This window comes from Micromonospora sp. NPDC049114, from assembly GCF_040648635.1.
GTDB lineage: Bacteria > Actinomycetota > Actinomycetes > Mycobacteriales > Micromonosporaceae > Micromonospora.
The window spans coordinates 265005-281583 of record NZ_JBEZEA010000008.1 but is presented as its reverse complement, the minus strand read 5'-3'; the positions used below and the strand labels follow the sequence as shown (position 1 = coordinate 281583).

The following is a 16579-nucleotide window of genomic DNA, read 5'->3' as shown; positions in this document are numbered from 1 at the left end:
CTCACCGAGCAGCAGCGCCTGACTCTTGCGCTCCTCGGGCGCCATGCCCATGCCGGCCCGGACCGCCGCGCCGGCACCGCCACAACCCCCCGGCAGGCCCGGGTGGGACCCGGTCAGGCCGGCACCAGGACGGCCTCGCGCAGCAGCCGGCGGGCCAGGGTGACCCGGTCGGCGTCGTCCGGCAGTCCGGGCAGGTCACCGACGCGGATCGCGGTGCCACCGAGCAACGCCCGGGTCGCCGGCTCGCAGTCGGCGGGCAGCGTGATCGTGCGGTCGAACAACCGCAGCGCCACCTGGCCGTCCCCGTGCGGCACGAGCTGCCAGCGCAGGCCAGGCCGCAGGGTGAGCCGGGAGTCCGCGTTCAGCGCGGCCACGGCCCCGGCCTGGGCGAGGGGGCGGATCGGCGCCGGTCGGGCGGCCGGCCAGGCGCGGTGGCGCAGTCGCGCCGCGACGGCGGCCGGGTCGGCGCGCAGCAGCCAGTCCCGCAGCGCCTCCACCGTCTCGGTCAGCTCCGGCTCGATGGCGTCGGGATCGGCCACGTCGGTGCCGAACGGCAGGCTGGCACGCAGCCGCTGGTCCTCGGAGGCCAGCGCGAGCAGCTCCTCCACCAGGGCGTAGCGCGTCAGCGCGCGGATGCCCACGGTCAGGTGCAGCGAGCTGGCGTCCTGGGCCTGTGCGCTGTGCAGCCAGCCGCGCGGCAGGTAGAGGGCGTCGCCGGGGGCGAGCACCACGTCCAACGCCGCCTCGCCCTGCGCGGTGGCGGAGACCTCGTCGGCGCGGCCACCCCACGGCTGCTTCTCCAGCGGGTCGGGCAGCACCGGCGGGTGGATCCGCCAGTGCTTGCGGCCGTCGACCTGGAGCACGAACACGTCGTGGGTGTCGTAGTGGGTGGCGAAGCCCTGGCTGCCCGCCGGGGTCAGGTAGGCGTTGATCTGCAGCGGCTGGTTCAGCGCGAGGCCCAGGTCACGGGCGAAGTCGACAAGCGGCGGCCAGATCCGGTGCAGGCCCTGCAACACGAGGGTCGCGCCGGCGGCGTACTGCTCCAGGACCCGTTCGTCGAGCACCTGGTCGCCGATCTCCGCGCCGGCGCCGCCGCCGCCGGTCCACCGCGCCGCCGGGACGAGCTGGCCGTCCTTGGCGACCCGCAGGAAGGGGGTACGCAGACCACGCCGGCTGAGCAGCTCGTCAGCGTCGGCGGGGCTGAACAGGTCGGTGAAGCCGGCCGGGTCGGGCAGCTCGGCGGCGCGGGACAGCAGCGGGGTGTGCCCCCAGTGCGCGGCGGCGAACTTGGCCGGCTCGACCGAGACACAGCGGGCCAGCGCCGCAGCGGCGCCCGCGAACGGAACCGCCGGGCGGCCGTGGCCGCCCGGCGGGTCGAGGTGCGTCATGACGGTCCGTTACCGGGCGCTGCCGTCAGCGCCGCCGTCCTGCTGGCCCGGGGTCGCGCCACCGTCGGCCGGACCCTCCGCGCCACCGTCAGCGCCGCCGTCCTGGTGACCCGGGGTCGCGCCGCCATCGGCCGGACCCTCCGCGCCACCGTCAGCGCCGCCGTCCTGCTGGCCCGGGGTCGCGCCGCCATCGGCCGGACCCTCCGCGCCACCGTCAGCGCCGCCGTCCTGGTGACCCGGGGTCGCGCCACCGTCGGCCGGACCCTCCAGGCCGCCGCCGCCCGTGGTCTGCATGTCATCGTCGTTGAGTGCCATCGGTACTCCCTCGGGTGTGCCGCCCCGCCGTACGCCGGGGTCCGTCGTGCTGCGGGTGGTACCCCACGCGCGATCTTCTCTAACCCACACCGTAGACGCCGAACCGGGACGACACGGTCGGTTCGCGGGCGGCGGCGGTCGGTGTCAGGATGAAACGGTGATCCTGGTGGGCACGTCGGGCTGGCAGTACCGGGACTGGCGGGGCCGCTTCTACCCGCAGCGGCTGCCGCAGCGACTCTGGTTGGAGCACTTCGCGGCGGGCTTCGCCACCGTCGAGGTCAACAACGCCTTCTACCGGCTGCCGGAGCGGGAGACGTTCGCGGCGTGGCGGGCGCGGACACCTGCGGACTTCTGCGTGGCGGTGAAGATGAGCCGCTACCTCACCCACATCAAGCGTCTGCGGGACCCGGCCGAGCCGGTGGCCCGGTTCCTCGGCCGGGCCACGGCCCTCGGTGACCGGCTCGGGCCGGTGCTGCTGCAACTGCCACCGAACCTGCGGGCGGACGTCGACGCGCTCGACGCGACGCTGCGGCTGTTCCCGGCGCACGTGCGGGTCGCGGTCGAGCCGCGGCACCCGTCGTGGTGGACCGACGCGACCCGGGCAGTCCTGGAACGGCGGCGGGCCGCGCTGGTCTGGGCGGATCGCCTGGGTCGTCCGGTGGCGCCCCGCTGGCGGACCACCGACTTCGGTTACCTGCGGCTGCACGAGGGGCGGGCCCGGCCGTGGCCGCACTACGGGCGTACCGCGCTCGGCTCGTGGGCCCGCCGGCTCACCGACGCATTCGGTGCGGACGAGCCGGCGTACGTCTATTTCAACAACGACCCCGGCGGCGCGGCCGTCACCGACGCCGTCGCCTTCGCGGCGCTGGCCCGCGGGGCCGGTCATCAGGTGTCCCGGGTGCCGTCGGCCGCCGAGGCGGACACCTCCGAGCACTGAGCCCGCCCGACGGGTCGTCGGGCGGGCTCACGGCGGCGCGGCGTCACGGCATGAACGTGGCGAGATCCTTCGGCATGGTGTCCTTCACGTCCTGCCACTCACCCTGGGTGACGTGCCGACGCAGGGTGTCCAGCACCACCTGCGTCACCCGCTCCGCGCCGCCCTCGACGTCGTACGGGAAGCCCTGGCGGACCTCGTAGAGGAAGTCGTCGCGGTTGAGCTTGATCGGCACGTCGGACGGGTTCCAGCCGTCGAAGTAGATCCCGCGGACCAGCACCGGCAACTGCTGGGCGAACTCGACGCTCTCGTTGACCGCCAACCGGTCGCGCAGCAGGTGCAGCACGGTGCGCAGCGCCGCGTACGACTGGTTACGCCGCTCCTTCGGCCACCCGTAGGCGGCCTCGATGTCCTTGAGGATCAGGTTCGTCTTGTCCAGCGAACTTTCGAACGCGGAGATCATCGCGTCAGCCATCGGTCGACCCCCGTTCCGTGGTGTCCCACCGTCGGTCGTCGGCGCGTCGCGGCGGCCCCACCGGGCCACGGCGGGCCCGCACCGGGGTGCCCTGAGGCGCGCGCCGGGTATCGCCGGCTGTGCCCACGACGTGCAGGACGCCGCCGCGCCGTCGATCCGTCACCAGTCGAACCGTCATCCCCGTCACCTCCGTGTCGTCTGCGGCGTCGGCCGCTCCCGGGCGGCCGTACCCACCGTGTCCACCGTGCCGGTCGGGCGGGTGAGCCGGCCCCACCCGGATCGGGTGAGGTCAGCCCGCGTCGAGGAGACCCGCAAGCGTTGCCGCGTTGGTCTGGGCATAGTCCCGGTAACAGTTGTTCATGAGGACGTGGGTCTGCCCGGCGGAGTCGGCCAGCTCGCGCAGCTTCGGCGCCCAGTCGGCCAGCTCCCGCTTCGAGTAGTGGTAGCCGAACTTCTCGTGGATGTCCTTGCTGGTCCACTTGTCACTGTGGCCGTGAAAGCGCATCACCGCGAGGTCGCCGGTGGCGGCCAGCACCGGGGGCACCGACGAGCGGTGGCCCTGCGGCATGTCCACGCAGACGTACGACAGTCGGTGCTCGCGCAGGAAGGCGAGTGTCTCCTCGGCGTTGTCGCCGTCGAACCAGGACGCGTGGCGGAACTCGTAGACTCCTCGCAGCGGCGCGCAGCGCTTCGCCACCTCCAGCAGGTACTGCTTGTTGGCCCGCTTGATCGTGAACCAGGGCGGGAACTGGAACAGCAGCGCGCCGAGCTTGCCCGCCTCGACCAGCGGGTCCAGGGCGGACAGAAAACGCGTCCACACCTCCTCGTACGACTGCGCGGGCAGGTCGTCGGGGTAGACGTTCTTCTTGTCCGTCTCCGGTCGCAGGTCCTTGTAGAGCGCGCTGACCCGGGTGGGATGCCCGGTGAGCAGGCTGAACGCCTTGACGTTGAACGTGAAGCCGGCCGGGGTGCGATCGGCCCACAGCCGTGCGGTCGCCTCGGCGGGCGGTGAGTAGTAGGTCGCGTCGACCTCGACCAGGGGAAACTGCCGGGCGTAGTACGCCAGGCGCTTCTCCGGGTTGTCAGCGGTCTGGGGATACCAGCCCGAGTCGAGCAGTGTGCGGTCGGTCCAGGACGCGGTGCCCACCAGGATGTCACCCATGGCGCAAGTCCATCGTGCCGTGGACCGACCGGCAACCGCTGTCGTCGCTCAGGCCGCCCGCCGCTCGCGGGTCTGCTTGCAGGTCACGCAGGTGGTCGCGGCCGGGAAGATCTCCAGGCGTTCCACCGGGATCGCCGCCGAGCAGCCCTCGCACCAACCGTACGTGCCCTCGGCGAGGCGGCCCAGGGCGTGCTCGTACTGGGTGCGCCGGTCGAGGATGGTCCGCAGCAGGGACTGCGCGGTGTCACGCTCGGCCGTCTTGGTGCCGCTGTCGGCCTGGTCGTCGCCGGCGGTGTCGCCGACCTCCACCAGACGCAGCACCTGACTCTGCAGCACGGCCTGCTCGTACTCGGCGGTCAGCTCGTCGTAGCGCGCCTGCAGGGAGTGCCGGATCTGGTCGATCTCCGTCTGGGATCGGCCGGTACCGACCGTGTCGTGGACGAGCATCGCTGCCTGCCTTTCCTGGCCTGATGGCTCAAGGTGAACCGGGTGCCGGCGGCGTGGGCCCCGGTCAACGGTCGCATCCGGTACGCGGGCGGTCACCCGCGCTCTGTGAGCCGGGCGAGTACCCGCGGGGCGTGCCACGCAAACCGGCGAATTTCTCAGCTGTCGCCGGCCTGCACGAGCGCGGGGTGACGGGGATCGTCGGCGCGTACCACCACGTCGGCGAAGCTGGCGGGGACCACCTCGTCGGCGTAGCGGTCGAACGCCGGCAGGGTCCACTCGTCGGCCGGTTCGGTGCGGCGGCGCAGCGCCGCCGGGGACAGCTGAAGGTGGACTGTCACGTCGAAGGGCAGCGCCCCACCGAGCAGGAGCGCGCCGCTGACCAGGACCACGCCGCCGGGTGCCAGGTCGACGTACCGGGCGCGGCTGGCCCGGTCGGCGGTGGCGTCCCACAGCGACGGCAGCACCCGCCCGTCGCCGCCGGGGCCGGCCGGGTCGAGCACCTCGCGGCGCAGGCCGGCCTCGTCGTTCCAGCCCTCGTAGTAGGCGTCCGGGTTGGTGCGGCCAAGCTCGAAGCGCAGCGACGCGGGTCGGAGAAAGTCGGCGGCGCGGACGTGCAGGACCGGGCGGCCCCGGGCGCGCAGCGGGTCGACAAGCGCGGCGGCCAGCTCGTCCGGGCCGGCGGCGGGAGCGCCGTCGATCGCCACGCGCAGCCGGGCGGGCTCGACGGTGCGGGAGGCGTCGTCGAGCCGGTCGGTCAGTTCGGCGACGAGCCGGTCGGGCGAGATGGGACGGATACGCACCGAACCATCCTGCCCCGCGCCACAGGGGCGGTCGTCGGACGGTCAGCCGGTGCGGTCGACTGTGACGCGGGCGTCGTCGGCCAGCCGGTAGCCGACGCCGTAGACGGTGGTGACCAGGGGAACGTCCACGCCGACCTTGCCGCGCAGCCGGCGTACGTGCACGTCGACGGTGCGGACGCCGGCGTGCTCGTAGCCCCAGACGGCGTTGAGCAGTTGCAGCCGGGTGAACACCCGGCGGGGGTGGGCGACCAGATGCAGCAGGAGGTCGAACTCCAGCCGGGTCAGCGGCAGCGGCTCGTCGTCGCGCAGCACCGACCGGGACGACGCGAGGATGTGCAGGGCGGGGATCGTCGGGGTGAGGGCTCGGGCGGGTGCCCGGTTGGCCGGCACCCCGTCGGCGCGACGCTCGGCCGGAACGGAGCTGGTGATCACGCCCTCGCCCCGCTCCAGCATCTCGCGCGCGGCTTCGAGCAGCCGCCGGGCCGGCGGGGTCAGCGACTCCTCACAGGCCAGCGGGATGGACAGCGTCACGGTGAGCATCGGCGCGGCGGTGTTCGCCGGGCGGCGTTGACCGCCGGGAGGTCGACCGGGCACCGCGGGTTGGGACGTATGCCATCCGGCGCGCGACGAGGCGGGGCTGACCGACATGGTCCTCCTTGGGCTGGTCCGGGTATCTCCCCACGGCCCGGGACGCCGCTTCATCGATGCTTCCCGGCACCCGGGCGAGGGTCAAGAGGCGGCTGCGTTGCATGAATGTGACAATTGACGAACACATCGGAGCCAGATGCTCGCTCTGCGTACGAAGCCAGATGATTACAGCAGAGCCGCCAGGATGCCCCGATACGGGGGTCCCCGTCCTGTTCACCATGCCCTTCACGGTCGCCTGCGGACCGCCGCCCGAGTGCTGCTCAGCGGGTGTGGTCGACGCTGATCCGCGCCCCGTCGCCGAGCCGGTAACCCACCCCGTAGACGGTCGTGATCACCTCCGCCCCGGGCAGCTTGGCGCGCAGCCGCCGTACGTGCACGTCCACGGTGCGGGCCACGGCGTGTTCGTAGCCCCACACGTTCGACAGCAGCTGGAGGCGGGTGAAGACCCGGTGCGGGCGCTCGGCGAGAAAGAGCAGCAGGTCGTACTCGATGCGGGTCAGCGCGACCACCCGGTCGCCGCGGCGGACCACCCGCGAGCCGGCCAGGATGCGCACGTCGGTCCCGTCGGTGTCGTCGACGGGCAGCTCGGCGGCGGGACGCGGCAGCGGACGCGGCGTCGACGGCACGTCGTCGGCGGGCCGCAGCCGGCCCTCCCCGGCCTCGGCCAGCTCGCCGAGCAGCTGCACCAGCCGGGCCAACCGGGGGCTCACCGGCCCGGGGGCCAGGTCGAGGGTGATGGTCAGGGTCGGGCCGGTACGCGGGCGCACGGCGGCCCGGCCCGGGTGACCCGGCGAGTAGGGACGGGTGGGGATCGCGATGACGGACATCGTGCCTCCTGAGATGGCGGTACGCCCGCCACGCCGGGTGGGGCGTGGGGGTCAGCGGCGTGCCCGGCCGGCGGTGACCGGTGGCGCGAGGGGGGCTGCGCGGTGCAGCGGGGTGGGGCCGAGCGCCGGCAGGCCGGCGATGCGCCAGGCGGCGAACCCGCCGTCGACGTCGGTGGCCCGGTGCAGGCCGATGTCCTGCAACGCGGCGGCGGCCAGCGACGACGTGTAGCCCTCCTGGCAGATGATCACCACCGGCACGTCGTAGTCGACGGCCTCGGGCAGCCGGGCGGGACAACGCGGGTCGAAGCGCCACTCCAGCACGTTGCGCTCGACGGTGAGCGAGCCGGGCACGACGCCGTGCGCGGCGCGCTGGGCGGCGGGCCGGATGTCGACGAGCAACGCGCCGGCCCGGTGCGCGAGGTGCGCCCGCTCCGGGTCCAGTCGGTCGAGGCGGGCTCGCGCGGCGGCGAGGAGCTCGTCGATGCCCCGGGAACCCGGCGGTGGCACGGGTGCCGGACAGGGCGCTGCGGTGACCAGCATTGTCGATTCCTTCCGGTGACGAGAGGGCGGTGCGGACGGGAGGTTCACCAGGACCGGCCGGCCTCGGCGACCTCGGCGACCCGCAGGCGCCCGTCGAGCAGGTCGTAGCGGGTCATTCGGCGCAGCGCCGGCCGGTAGACGTGCACGCTTACCGCCGGCGCCGGGCCGCGGTTGGTGACCCGGTGGACGTGGCGGGGGCCGAAGCGGCGGGCGGCGCCGGCGGGCAGCAGCCGAGGGCGCAACGCCGCACGGCTGACCGTCTCCTCGGTGAGGGCGCCGGCGACCACCCGGAACGCGCCGGCGGAGCCGCCATGGTCGTGCAGGTCGGTGCCCTGGCCGGGCAGCCAGCTCAGGGCCCACACCTCGTGGTCGTCGGCGGTGGCGAGCCGGGCGTACCAGCGCTCGGTGGGATCGAAGCGCAGCGGGACCGGCCAGCCGGCTGGGTCGGCCCACCGGGCGGCGACGGCGAGCAGGTCGGGAGCCGGGCGAACGTGGGTCATCGGTGGTTCCTCAGCGGGTCGTTCGGCGGGGTGCTCCCGTACTCTAGCCGGCAAACCCTATAGGTTTAGTAGGTAATTCCACATGCCGGGAGACTGAACACGCCACCGCCTTTGGCTCAGCGCAGAACCGGCGGACCCACCCGGTAGCCGGGCAGCGACGGCCACCGCACGGTCAGCACCACCGAGGCGCGCTCCGCGTACCAGGAGTGATCCACTCCCCGGGCCCACACCACGTAGTCGCCGGGTTCGGCCAACCGGACCGTCCGGTCCGGCAGCTCCACCCGGAAGCACCCGTCGACCAGCACCAGCAGGGTGGTCCGACGCTCACCTGTCGCCCACCGCGCGCGGGCCTCCCCGGGTGGGTGCACGCCCCACTTCACCTCGACGTCGGTGCTGTGCCGGATCTCGTCCGGCGGCGCGAAGTGCCCGAGCAGCCAGCCACCGTTGCCGACGCCGTCGACGCCCGCGTTGCCCACGTAGACCGTCTCACCCATCGGACCCCTCCCCCATCGCGCCGGCCGAGCAACCTATCAGGACCTCGGCGACTACCCTGGACCGGTGACCGACGACCTTGACGCCGAGACCCTGGCGTTCGCGCACCGGATGTTCGACCTGGCCCGCGCGGGCTCCACCGAGGAGCTCGCCGCCCAGGTCGACGCCGGCCTGCCGGTCAACCTGACCAACGACAAGGGCGACACGCTGCTGATCCTGGCCGCCTACCACGCCCACCCCGACACGGTGGCCGCTCTGCTGGCCCGCGGCGCGGACCACACCCGCACCAACGACCGAGGTCAGACCGCGCTCGCCGCCGCCGTCTTTCGCAGCAGCACCGACGCCGTCCGCGCGCTGCTCGCCGCCGGGGCCGACCCGGCGCACGGCACCCCGTCGGCGGCCGAGACCGCGCAGTTCTTCGACCTGCCGGAGATGACCGCGCTGCTGCGGGCCGGCTGACGCGACCCCCGACGGGCCGGTATACAGGGTCGGTGGAAGATCCCCTGCCCGAACAGATGCGTGCCGCCGGCACCGCGCTGCTGGCCGCGCTCGACCCCGCGACCCGCATCGGCGCCGTGTACCCGTTCACCGACGACTCGGCGCGACGCTGGCTGGAATACCGGCCCCGCCCCCGCCCCGGCGTCTGCCTCGCCGAGCTGGACATCGCCGGGCGCAAGGCCGCCCACCGGCTGCTGGCCACCGCGCTCAGCCCCTCGGCGTACGCCCAGGCCATGGCGATCGTCGCGCTGGAGGAGGTCCTCGACCGGGCCGAGGGCTGGCGCCGCGGGCGGCACAGCGGCGACTACTGGGTCGCTGTGTTCGGTGACCCGGCCCGCGACGACCGCTGGGCGTGGCGGCTCGAAGGGCACCACCTGTCGGTGACCATGACCGTGGTCGACGACCAGGTCTCCCCCGCGCCGATCTTCTTCGGCGCCAACCCGGCGGCGGTGCGCCACGCCGGGCACGCCGTCTCCCGACCGCTCGGTGTCGAGGAGGACCTGGCCCACGCCCTGCTCGACGCGCTCGGGCCGGCCGGGCGGGCCGCCGCGATCATCGCCGACGAGGCGCCGACGGACATCATCAGCGCCACCCGCGCGCGGGTCGACGGGCCTCTCGAACCGCTCGGCGTGCCGGCCGACCGGCTCGGCCCGACCGGCCGCGCGCTGCTCGACCAGGTCGTCGCGCTCTACCTGGACCGGCTGCCTCCCGAACTCGCCGTTCAGGAGGCGACCCGCGTCCAGGGCGGCCAGCTGCACTTCGCCTGGGCCGGCCCGACGAGGCCGGGCCAGCGGCACTACTACCGGGTGCAGGGCGACGACCTGCTGATCGAGTACGACAACACCAGCGACGACGGCAACCACGCGCACACAGTGCTCCGCCGCCCCGCCAGCGACTTCGGCGCCGACATCCTGGCCACCCACCGCCAGGCCCACCCCCACTGACCCGTACCCCCGGGGCGCGACGCCCCGGGGATACGTCAGGGTCACCGCGTGGCGGCGGGACGGGTGGCCTCGATGAGGAAACGTCGGGCGTGGGCGACGAAGGCGCCCTCCGCGGTGATGCGCCGGTGCAGGGCGAGCAGTTCGGGGCGGTAGCGGTCCACCGTGAAACCCGGCACCGTCCAGACCACCTTGCGCAGGAACCAGACGACCGCCCCGATGTCGTGAAAGGCCGCGCGCAGCGTGGCCCGGCGCAGGTCGACCACCCGCAGCCCGGCGGCCTCGGCCGCGGCGACCGCTGCCTCCGGGTGCCGCCCGTCCGGCGGAGGCAGCGGGCCGAGGATCGCCTCGCTCAGCTCCCGCATGGTGCCCGGACCGATCTGCTGGGACAGGTACGTGCCGCCGGGGCGCAGCACCCGGGCCGTCTGGGCCCAGTCGGTGCGCACCGGGTGCCGGCTGACCACCAGGTCGAAGGACCCGTTCCGGAACGGCAGCGCCGAGTCGGGGGCGACCGCCACCACAGTCGCTCCGAGCGGGCGCAGGGTCCGCCGGGCGAGGTCGACGTTCGGCGGCCACGCCTCGGTCGCCACCAACACCTTCGGCGGGTACGGAATCCCGGCCAGCACCTCGCCGCCGCCGGTGTCCACGTCCAGCGCGGCGTCGGCGCGCGCCATCCGTTCGGCGACCAACCCGGCGTACCCCCAGGGTGGACGTTCCTCGGTGGCCCGACCGGCCAGCCAGTCGAAGCCCCAGCCGTCGACCGGCGCGGCGGCCGCCTCCGCGATCAACTCCTCGGCATCACGTTCGGCGCTCATGGCGGTCAGCCTCGCCGGCCGGCCGGACGGCGGGCAACCGATTTGCGGGCGCGTGCGCCCGGCCCGTCACGGGCGGGGACGGGCGACCTCGACGGTGCCACCCGCGAGGGTGTCCAGGCTGCCGGTGTCGGTCCGACCCGCGTCGAACTGGCGCATGAGCCGCGCGCCGAGGTGCACACCCATCGCACCGGCGGTCAGCGCGACCAGCTCGGTGGCCAGGATCGCGACCGTCGCGCCCCGGTCCGGCGAGTGGGCGCGCACAAGGCAGGTGACCAGGAACAGGCCCGCCATTGCCGCGTTCACCAGGTTGAAGGCGATGGCGGTGCGGCGGGTGCCGTCGACCGGCACGTCCCACAGGTCGACCATGCCCGCGACCGCCGTCATCGCGGCGGCGAACAGGGCGGCGACACCGGTCCAGTAGCCGACCTCACCGAGGAAGGCCGGCCCGCCGATGACGTCCGTGAGGTCGAAGACGGCGGCGCTGACGAAGAGCCCCAGCGGGAACGTCACCAGCATCGGTTGGATGGGATGCCCCTGCACCCGCAGCCGGCTCTGCATCGGTCCTCCCCAGGGTCGGCGCAGCTCACCAGTACCAGAGTGCTACCCGACCCCACGAGGCGCGAAACGACGCCGCCCGACTCGCCGCCGACCGGGAGAACGGGCACGGCGGCACCGCGCGGCGCGGGTCAGCTCTCGCGGGGGCGGGAGACCGTCCGGATGAGGCGTTCGGCCACCTCGCGCAGCGGGATGTCCAGGGACGAGGCGGCGGTCCGCAGCACGTCCAGGGCCTCGGCCGCCGGGCAGCCGCGCTGCGTCATGATCACACCGATGGCCTGCCCGACGACACCGTCGTGCAGGAGCGAGGCGTCCCGCTCACCGGCGAGCGCCTGCTGGCGGCTCCGGTCCCGGACGGCGGCCAGCAGCAGGCCGGCGTGTTCGGCGAGCAGCATCGCTGTCAACTGGTGCTGCGGGGTGAGGACGTCGGGCGCGGCAGCGTACAGGTTGATCGCCCCGATGACCTGGTCGTCGATGTCCAGCGGGGCGGAGATGACCCCTCGGACGCCGAGGTCGCGGGCGCGCGGTGTCCAGGCCGGCCAGCGTGACTCGCCGGTCAGGTCGACCGCGAGGATCATCTCGCGACGCTGGATCGCGCTCATCGCCGGCGAGTCGGGCCCGTAACGCAGGTCGTCGAGGCAGGCCAGCCGCTCGTCGGAGGCGGCCACACTGGCCGGCTCGCCGGCCCGCAGCGCGGTGAAACCGCACCACCGCACCCCGGCCACCGCGTCGCGGGTGACCCGCACCAGCGCCAGCAGCGCCTCGTCGAAATCGGTCAACGCGATCAGGCCGGCGGTCAGCTCCCGCAACAGCGCGGCGGTCTCCAGCACACCGAGTCGCTCGACCACCGGTTCCCGCGTGTCCAGGTTCACCGTTCCACTGCCCTCGAACGCCCTCGCGTGCATCCCGCCGACGTCGTCACGTGTGCCATCGTCTGCTCTCTTCCGAGTTGACCGACCCGCCCTACTACCCTCGCAAACCGGGATCGAAACGGCGTAAGCAGGGGCCTCTGCCACACCGGGAGATGTGGCAGAGGCCCCTGACGGTCAGGTCAGCGCGACGCGCCGCTGAGCCGCCGCCCGATCGAGGCGATCAGCCGGTCGAGCTCGGAGCCGAACGGGTTGTCGTGCACCAGGTACGTCCAGGTGGCGGTCGGCCGGATCAGGGTGCCGTCCTCGGGCTCCCAATCCTCATCGAATTCGGTCTCGGTGAACGTGGCGATGGTGCGGGCCTCGATCTCCGGGACGAGGTTGTTGAACGCCGGCACCGCCGCCCGGTGGAACTCGTCAAGCGGGTCGAGCCGGCCCAGCGCGCGCAGGTGCACGCCCTCGCGGACCTCCGACAGCTCGGCCAGGTGCTCGGCCCAGAGCCGGTCCAGGTGGAAGAGCGCGATCGACCGGGCCACCCGGGCGAGCAGGTCCTCGTCCATCTCACCGGCCTTCTCGGGCACCTTGTCCAGCAGCATCAGCGCGGCCACGTCGCTGGTCAGCAGCCGCTCCCGGCGGGCGGCCAGGGCGATGCGCTGCTGCTCGATCACCACGCTGTAGCGCCAGGTGTTGCGGTGGATCTCGTGGTTGACGCCCTCGGCGACCCGCTGGGCGTGCTCGACCGCGTAGTCGACCTGCTCGTCGGTGACGAGACCGTCCGCGTTCATCCGCGGCGACGGCGGCACCGCGTCGGCGGCGTGCCGCACGACCAGGTCGTCCTCCAGGCTGACGAAGAAGACCGAGCCGCCCGGGTCACCCTGCCGGCCGGCGCGGCCCCGCAGCTGGTCGTCGACGCGGCGGCTGTCGTGCCGCCCGCTGCCGATCACGTAGAGGCCGCCCAGCTCGGCCACCCGGTCCCGGTCGGCCTGGTCGCTGCCGCCGAGCCGGATGTCGACGCCCCGGCCGGCCATCTGGGTGGAGACGGTCACCGCGCCGTACGCGCCGGCCTCGGCGATGATCGCCGCCTCCTCGTCGTCGTTCTTGGCGTTGAGCACCACGCAGGACACGCCTGCCGCGTTGAGCCCGGCGGCCAGCCCCTCGGACTCCTTGACGTCGAGGGTGCCGACCAGCACCGGCCGCCCCTTGGCGTGCCAGCGCTGGATCTCGTCGATCAGCGCCTCGTCCTTCTCGGCGCGGGTCGCGTAGATCCGGTCGGGCTCGTCCTCGCGGACGCACGGGGTGTTCGGCGGGATCACCGCGACCTCCAGGCCGAAGAACTCCCGCAACTGGTCGCCGACCAGCACCGCGGTGGCGGTCATGCCGCACACCTTCGGGTAGAGCGCGATGAACGCCTGCACGGCGATGGTGCCCAGCACCTCGCCCTCGGCGGTCGCGTCCAGACCCTCCTTGGCCTCGACCGCCGCCTGCAGCCCGTCGGGCCAGCGGCGGCGCTGCGCCACCCGGCCGCGCATCTCGTCGATCAGCTCGACCGAGCCGTCCCGGACGATGTAGTCCACGTCACGGTGCAGCAGCGCCTGGGCGTGCAGCGCCACGTGAACGGCGGAGAGCTGCTCGACATGCTCCTCGTCGTACAGGTCGATGCCGAGCTTGGCCTCGACGGCGGCGAGGCCGGCGGAGGTGAAGGCCACGCTGCGCCCATCCTCGGCGACCGTGTAGTGCCGGCCCTTGCGCAGGCCGCGCACCAGCGCGGCGGCGGCGTGCACCGGATCCTGCTCGCCCGGCACCGCGCCGGCCAGGACCATCGGCACCCGGGCCTCGTCGATCATGATCGAGTCGGCCTCGTCGATGATCGCGGTGGCCAGGGCGGGCTGCACCCGGTCGGCCACGTCGGTCACCAACTGGTCGCGCAGGTAGTCGAAGCCCGCCTCGCTGACCGAGACGTAGGTGACGTCGCAGTTGTAGGCGTCGCGCCGCTCCTGCGGCGTGGACGCCTCGTTGACCCAGCCGACGGTCAGGCCGAGCAGCGTGTAGATGGGTTCCATCCACTGGGCGTCGCGGCGGGCCAGGTAGTCGTTGACGGTGAGCACGTGCACCGGCCCGTTGCCGAGCCGGACGTGCCCGTACGCGGCGACGGCGGCGGTGAGCGTCTTGCCCTCACCGGTGGCCATCTCGGCGACCTTGCCGGAGAGCAGCGACATCGCGCCGAGCAGCTGCACGTCGTACGGTCGCTGGTCGAGGCCCCGGCGGGCGGCCTCGCGGCCGACGGCGCAGATCTCCTCGTATCCAGCGGCGACGCCGGCGGCCTCGGTCAACTCGGCGTCGTCCAGCGCGGCGAGGTCATCCTCGCGCGCCTCGATCGCCGGCAGCAGCTTCTCCAGCGGAGCAAGATCCACGGTTGATCCCGGGCGCTGGAGGAACCGCCGGAACTTGCTCTTGAACCGTTGCGACACACCCATGAGCGGCAACGGTACGCGATTCCGGCCGCCTTGCGCGGCCCGGCCGGTCGGGTATCCGCCGGCATGTCGATTCCGCGTCGCCGCCGGCTCAGGCGACCAGCAGTTGGTGGGTGGCCAGCTCCCGGTAGAGCGGGTCGGTGGCGGTCAGCTCGGCGTGGGTGCCGACGGCCACCACCCGGCCCCCGTCGAGCACGACGATCTGGTCGGCGTCCACCACGGTGGCGAGTCGGTGCGCCACGATCAGCAGTGTCCGGCGGGCGGCCACCGCGTCGATGGCCCGGCGCAGCGCGGCCTCGTTGCGCGCGTCGAGGTTGCTCGTCGGCTCGTCGAGCAGCAGCACCGGAGGGCCGGCCAGCAGCGCCCGGCCGATGGCCAGCCGCTGCCGCTCACCACCGGAGAGCAGCACCCCGCCCTCGCCCACCTGCACGTCCAGCCCCTGCGGGGTGCGCTGGACCAGGTGGCTCAGGTTGACCTCGTCGAGGACCTCGCGCAGCCGGTCGTCGGTGGCGTCGGGTGTGGTGATCAGCAGGTTCTCGCGCAGCGTGCCGGCGAGCACGGGAGCCTCCTGCTCCACGTACCCGAGCCGGGCGCGCAGCGCGTCGCGGGGCAGCTCCCGCACATCGACCCCGTCGACGCGGACCGCGCCGGCGCTCACCTCGTAGAAGCGCTCGACCAGGGCCAGCAGCGTCGACTTGCCGGCGCCCGAGGGGCCGACCAGGGCGGTACGGGTGCCGGTCGGCACCGCGAAGCTGACGTCGTGCAGCACCGGCGTGCCGCCCGGGTAGCCGAACCCGACCCGGTCGAACTCGATCATCGGGGCGGGCCGGCGGGGGGTCGCGGTGGCGGTTCCGGCCGCCGGCGAGGGGTCCGCCGCGCCCTCCGCCGGCACGGCCAGGATCTCCTCGATCCGCTGCAACGCGCCCAGACCGGACTGCAACTGGGTGTACGCGCGCAGCACCTGGCCCAGCGGCAACGCCAGGAGGAACAGGTACATGACGAAGGCGACCAGGTCACCGACGGAGATCGCCCCGGCGGCGACGCGTGCCCCGCCGATCCCCAGCACCAGCAGGAACGCCCCCTGCACGGTGACCGAGCCGATCGGGCCGATCAGCGCCTGCACCCGGGCCACCCGCAGCCCCGCCGCGTACGCCTCGCGGGCACTGCCGGTGACGGTCTCCGTCTCCCGGCCCTCGGCGCGGCTGGCCCGGATGGTCCGGGCCGCCGAGATGGCCCGCTCCACCGCCGAGGTCATCTCGCCGATCCGCTCCTGGGCGAGGCGGGCCAGCGCCCGGACCCGGCGGGCGAAGGTGGCGGCGAAGCCCAGCCCCAGCCCCACCCCGAGCAGGGTGACGCCGAACAGCAGCGGGTCGAGCAGCACCATCGCGGTGCCGGCGCCGACCACCATCACCGCACCGGTGACCGTCTCGAACAGCCCGGAGGTGACGACCGCCCGCAGCAGGGTGGTGTCCGAGCCCACGCGGGAGAGCAGGTCGCCGGTGCGCCGCCTGTCGTACTCGGCGATGGGCAGCCGCAGCAGATGACCGGCCAGCCGTCGGCGGGTGCTCAGCACCAGCCCCTCGGCGGTGCGTTGCAGCAGGTAGTCGCGCAGCCCGCCGATCGCCGCGCCGAGCACCACGAGCGCCACCAGCACCGCCACCAGGGCCGACACCGGGTCCTCGGCGCCGATCCGGTCGAGCACCGACCGGGTGAGCAGCGGCTGGGCCAGCGACGCCGCCGAGCCGAGCAGCGACAGCGCGCCCACCGCGACGAGGGTGCCGCGGTGCTCCCGCAGGTACGGCAGCAGCGCGGCCAGGCCGACCGGTCGGCTCGCGCGAGCGTCGCCGACCGGCCGGTCCTTCGAGTTGCTCATGGGGCGAACGGTAGCCGGCCGGTTCACGC

The 16579-nt window shown here is 73.8% G+C and carries 19 protein-coding genes; 3 read left to right on the top strand and 16 right to left on the bottom strand.

Features of this window, described 5'->3' with window-relative positions; all coding sequences use genetic code 11:
* Nucleotides 1-113 precede the first annotated feature (113 nt).
* A complete protein-coding gene (locus AB0B39_RS23335; protein WP_234583594.1) occupies nucleotides 114-1388 on the bottom strand; it encodes a cupin domain-containing protein in 1275 nt (424 codons plus the stop codon).
* A gap of 9 nt (nucleotides 1389-1397) precedes the next feature.
* Entirely contained in the window at nucleotides 1398-1703 is a 306-nt protein-coding gene (locus AB0B39_RS23330) for a hypothetical protein (protein ID WP_234583596.1), read from the bottom strand.
* 157 nt (nucleotides 1704-1860) lie between these two features.
* Between AB0B39_RS23330 and AB0B39_RS23325 the strand changes: the two genes are divergently transcribed.
* The gene (locus tag AB0B39_RS23325; protein ID WP_357575356.1) at nucleotides 1861-2640 is read left to right on the top strand and encodes a DUF72 domain-containing protein; all 780 of its coding nucleotides are present in this window, start codon (nucleotides 1861-1863) and stop codon (nucleotides 2638-2640) included.
* A 43-nt stretch (nucleotides 2641-2683) separates the two neighbouring features.
* Here AB0B39_RS23325 and AB0B39_RS23320 read toward each other — a convergent pair whose 3' ends face one another.
* The 9 genes from AB0B39_RS23320 to AB0B39_RS23280 all read right to left on the bottom strand — a co-directional run bounded on the left by AB0B39_RS23320 (nucleotide 2684) and on the right by AB0B39_RS23280 (nucleotide 8530).
* Complete coding sequence (locus tag AB0B39_RS23320; RefSeq protein WP_234583599.1) at nucleotides 2684-3112, bottom strand: DUF2267 domain-containing protein; 429 nt, start codon at nucleotides 3110-3112, stop codon at nucleotides 2684-2686.
* Between the two features lie 289 nt (nucleotides 3113-3401).
* On the bottom strand, nucleotides 3402-4274 hold the full coding sequence (locus tag AB0B39_RS23315; RefSeq protein ID WP_357575355.1) for a DUF72 domain-containing protein: 873 nt from the start codon (nucleotides 4272-4274) through the stop codon (nucleotides 3402-3404).
* Between the two features lie 48 nt (nucleotides 4275-4322).
* Nucleotides 4323-4721, bottom strand: a complete 399-nt coding sequence (locus tag AB0B39_RS23310) for a TraR/DksA C4-type zinc finger protein (protein ID WP_007459738.1) — start codon at nucleotides 4719-4721, stop codon at nucleotides 4323-4325.
* Between the two features lie 155 nt (nucleotides 4722-4876).
* Nucleotides 4877-5521: a uridine kinase gene (locus tag AB0B39_RS23305; protein ID WP_234583601.1), complete on the bottom strand. Its 645-nt coding sequence runs from the start codon at nucleotides 5519-5521 to the stop codon at nucleotides 4877-4879.
* 42 nt (nucleotides 5522-5563) lie between these two features.
* A complete protein-coding gene (locus tag AB0B39_RS23300; RefSeq protein ID WP_234583602.1) occupies nucleotides 5564-6169 on the bottom strand; it encodes a winged helix-turn-helix domain-containing protein in 606 nt (201 codons plus the stop codon).
* 260 nt (nucleotides 6170-6429) lie between these two features.
* Nucleotides 6430-6996 carry a winged helix-turn-helix domain-containing protein gene (locus AB0B39_RS23295; protein ID WP_357575354.1) on the bottom strand — a complete coding sequence of 189 codons (567 nt, stop codon included), beginning with the start codon at nucleotides 6994-6996 and terminating at the stop codon, nucleotides 6430-6432.
* Between the two features lie 51 nt (nucleotides 6997-7047).
* Nucleotides 7048-7536, bottom strand: coding sequence for a rhodanese-like domain-containing protein (locus tag AB0B39_RS23290; RefSeq protein ID WP_234583604.1), 489 nt, complete (start codon nucleotides 7534-7536; stop codon nucleotides 7048-7050).
* A gap of 44 nt (nucleotides 7537-7580) precedes the next feature.
* The gene (locus AB0B39_RS23285; protein ID WP_234583605.1) at nucleotides 7581-8036 is read right to left on the bottom strand and encodes a cysteine dioxygenase family protein; all 456 of its coding nucleotides are present in this window, start codon (nucleotides 8034-8036) and stop codon (nucleotides 7581-7583) included.
* A gap of 116 nt (nucleotides 8037-8152) precedes the next feature.
* Nucleotides 8153-8530 carry a signal peptidase I gene (locus AB0B39_RS23280; RefSeq protein WP_234583606.1) on the bottom strand — a complete coding sequence of 126 codons (378 nt, stop codon included), beginning with the start codon at nucleotides 8528-8530 and terminating at the stop codon, nucleotides 8153-8155.
* A gap of 64 nt (nucleotides 8531-8594) precedes the next feature.
* Here AB0B39_RS23280 and AB0B39_RS23275 point away from each other — a divergent pair, with 64 nt between their 5' ends.
* A complete protein-coding gene (locus AB0B39_RS23275) occupies nucleotides 8595-8987 on the top strand; it encodes an ankyrin repeat domain-containing protein (protein WP_357490164.1) in 393 nt (130 codons plus the stop codon).
* 32 nt (nucleotides 8988-9019) lie between these two features.
* Nucleotides 9020-9970, top strand: coding sequence for a DUF3500 domain-containing protein (locus tag AB0B39_RS23270; RefSeq protein ID WP_357575353.1), 951 nt, complete (start codon nucleotides 9020-9022; stop codon nucleotides 9968-9970).
* A gap of 41 nt (nucleotides 9971-10011) precedes the next feature.
* Here the strand turns inward: AB0B39_RS23270 and AB0B39_RS23265 are convergent, their stop codons facing one another.
* The 5 genes from AB0B39_RS23265 to AB0B39_RS23245 all read right to left on the bottom strand — a co-directional run bounded on the left by AB0B39_RS23265 (nucleotide 10012) and on the right by AB0B39_RS23245 (nucleotide 16550).
* A complete protein-coding gene (locus AB0B39_RS23265; RefSeq protein ID WP_357575352.1) occupies nucleotides 10012-10782 on the bottom strand; it encodes a methyltransferase domain-containing protein in 771 nt (256 codons plus the stop codon).
* Nucleotides 10783-10848: 66 nt separating this feature from the next.
* Nucleotides 10849-11340, bottom strand: coding sequence for a DUF2231 domain-containing protein (locus tag AB0B39_RS23260; protein WP_357490160.1), 492 nt, complete (start codon nucleotides 11338-11340; stop codon nucleotides 10849-10851).
* A gap of 128 nt (nucleotides 11341-11468) precedes the next feature.
* Nucleotides 11469-12209, bottom strand: a complete 741-nt coding sequence (locus AB0B39_RS23255) for a GAF and ANTAR domain-containing protein (protein WP_357490159.1) — start codon at nucleotides 12207-12209, stop codon at nucleotides 11469-11471.
* A 179-nt stretch (nucleotides 12210-12388) separates the two neighbouring features.
* Nucleotides 12389-14680 (bottom strand): accessory Sec system translocase SecA2, encoded by a 2292-nt coding sequence (secA2, locus tag AB0B39_RS23250; RefSeq protein ID WP_234583616.1) that lies wholly within the window; start codon nucleotides 14678-14680, stop codon nucleotides 12389-12391.
* An 88-nt stretch (nucleotides 14681-14768) separates the two neighbouring features.
* Nucleotides 14769-16550, bottom strand: a complete 1782-nt coding sequence (locus tag AB0B39_RS23245; RefSeq protein WP_234583617.1) for an ABC transporter ATP-binding protein — start codon at nucleotides 16548-16550, stop codon at nucleotides 14769-14771.
* Between the last annotated feature and the right edge of the window lie 29 nt (nucleotides 16551-16579).

What these genes read in the sequence shown, in the direction of transcription:
- AB0B39_RS23335 (WP_234583594.1), bottom strand. Translation starts at nt 1,388, where the DNA reads ATGACGCACCTCGACCCGCCGGGCGGCCACGGCCGCCCGGCGGTTCCG.
- AB0B39_RS23330 (WP_234583596.1), bottom strand. Translation starts at nt 1,703, where the DNA reads ATGGCACTCAACGACGATGACATGCAGACCACGGGCGGCGGCGGCCTG.
- AB0B39_RS23320 (WP_234583599.1), bottom strand. Translation starts at nt 3,112, where the DNA reads ATGGCTGACGCGATGATCTCCGCGTTCGAAAGTTCGCTGGACAAGACG.
- AB0B39_RS23315 (WP_357575355.1), bottom strand. Translation starts at nt 4,274, where the DNA reads ATGGGTGACATCCTGGTGGGCACCGCGTCCTGGACCGACCGCACACTG.
- AB0B39_RS23310 (WP_007459738.1), bottom strand. Translation starts at nt 4,721, where the DNA reads ATGCTCGTCCACGACACGGTCGGTACCGGCCGATCCCAGACGGAGATC.
- AB0B39_RS23300 (WP_234583602.1), bottom strand. Translation starts at nt 6,169, where the DNA reads ATGTCGGTCAGCCCCGCCTCGTCGCGCGCCGGATGGCATACGTCCCAA.
- AB0B39_RS23295 (WP_357575354.1), bottom strand. Translation starts at nt 6,996, where the DNA reads ATGTCCGTCATCGCGATCCCCACCCGTCCCTACTCGCCGGGTCACCCG.
- AB0B39_RS23290 (WP_234583604.1), bottom strand. Translation starts at nt 7,536, where the DNA reads ATGCTGGTCACCGCAGCGCCCTGTCCGGCACCCGTGCCACCGCCGGGT.
- AB0B39_RS23285 (WP_234583605.1), bottom strand. Translation starts at nt 8,036, where the DNA reads ATGACCCACGTTCGCCCGGCTCCCGACCTGCTCGCCGTCGCCGCCCGG.
- AB0B39_RS23280 (WP_234583606.1), bottom strand. Translation starts at nt 8,530, where the DNA reads ATGGGTGAGACGGTCTACGTGGGCAACGCGGGCGTCGACGGCGTCGGC.
- AB0B39_RS23265 (WP_357575352.1), bottom strand. Translation starts at nt 10,782, where the DNA reads ATGAGCGCCGAACGTGATGCCGAGGAGTTGATCGCGGAGGCGGCCGCC.
- AB0B39_RS23260 (WP_357490160.1), bottom strand. Translation starts at nt 11,340, where the DNA reads ATGCAGAGCCGGCTGCGGGTGCAGGGGCATCCCATCCAACCGATGCTG.
- secA2 (WP_234583616.1), bottom strand. Translation starts at nt 14,680, where the DNA reads ATGGGTGTGTCGCAACGGTTCAAGAGCAAGTTCCGGCGGTTCCTCCAG.
- AB0B39_RS23245 (WP_234583617.1), bottom strand. Translation starts at nt 16,550, where the DNA reads ATGAGCAACTCGAAGGACCGGCCGGTCGGCGACGCTCGCGCGAGCCGA.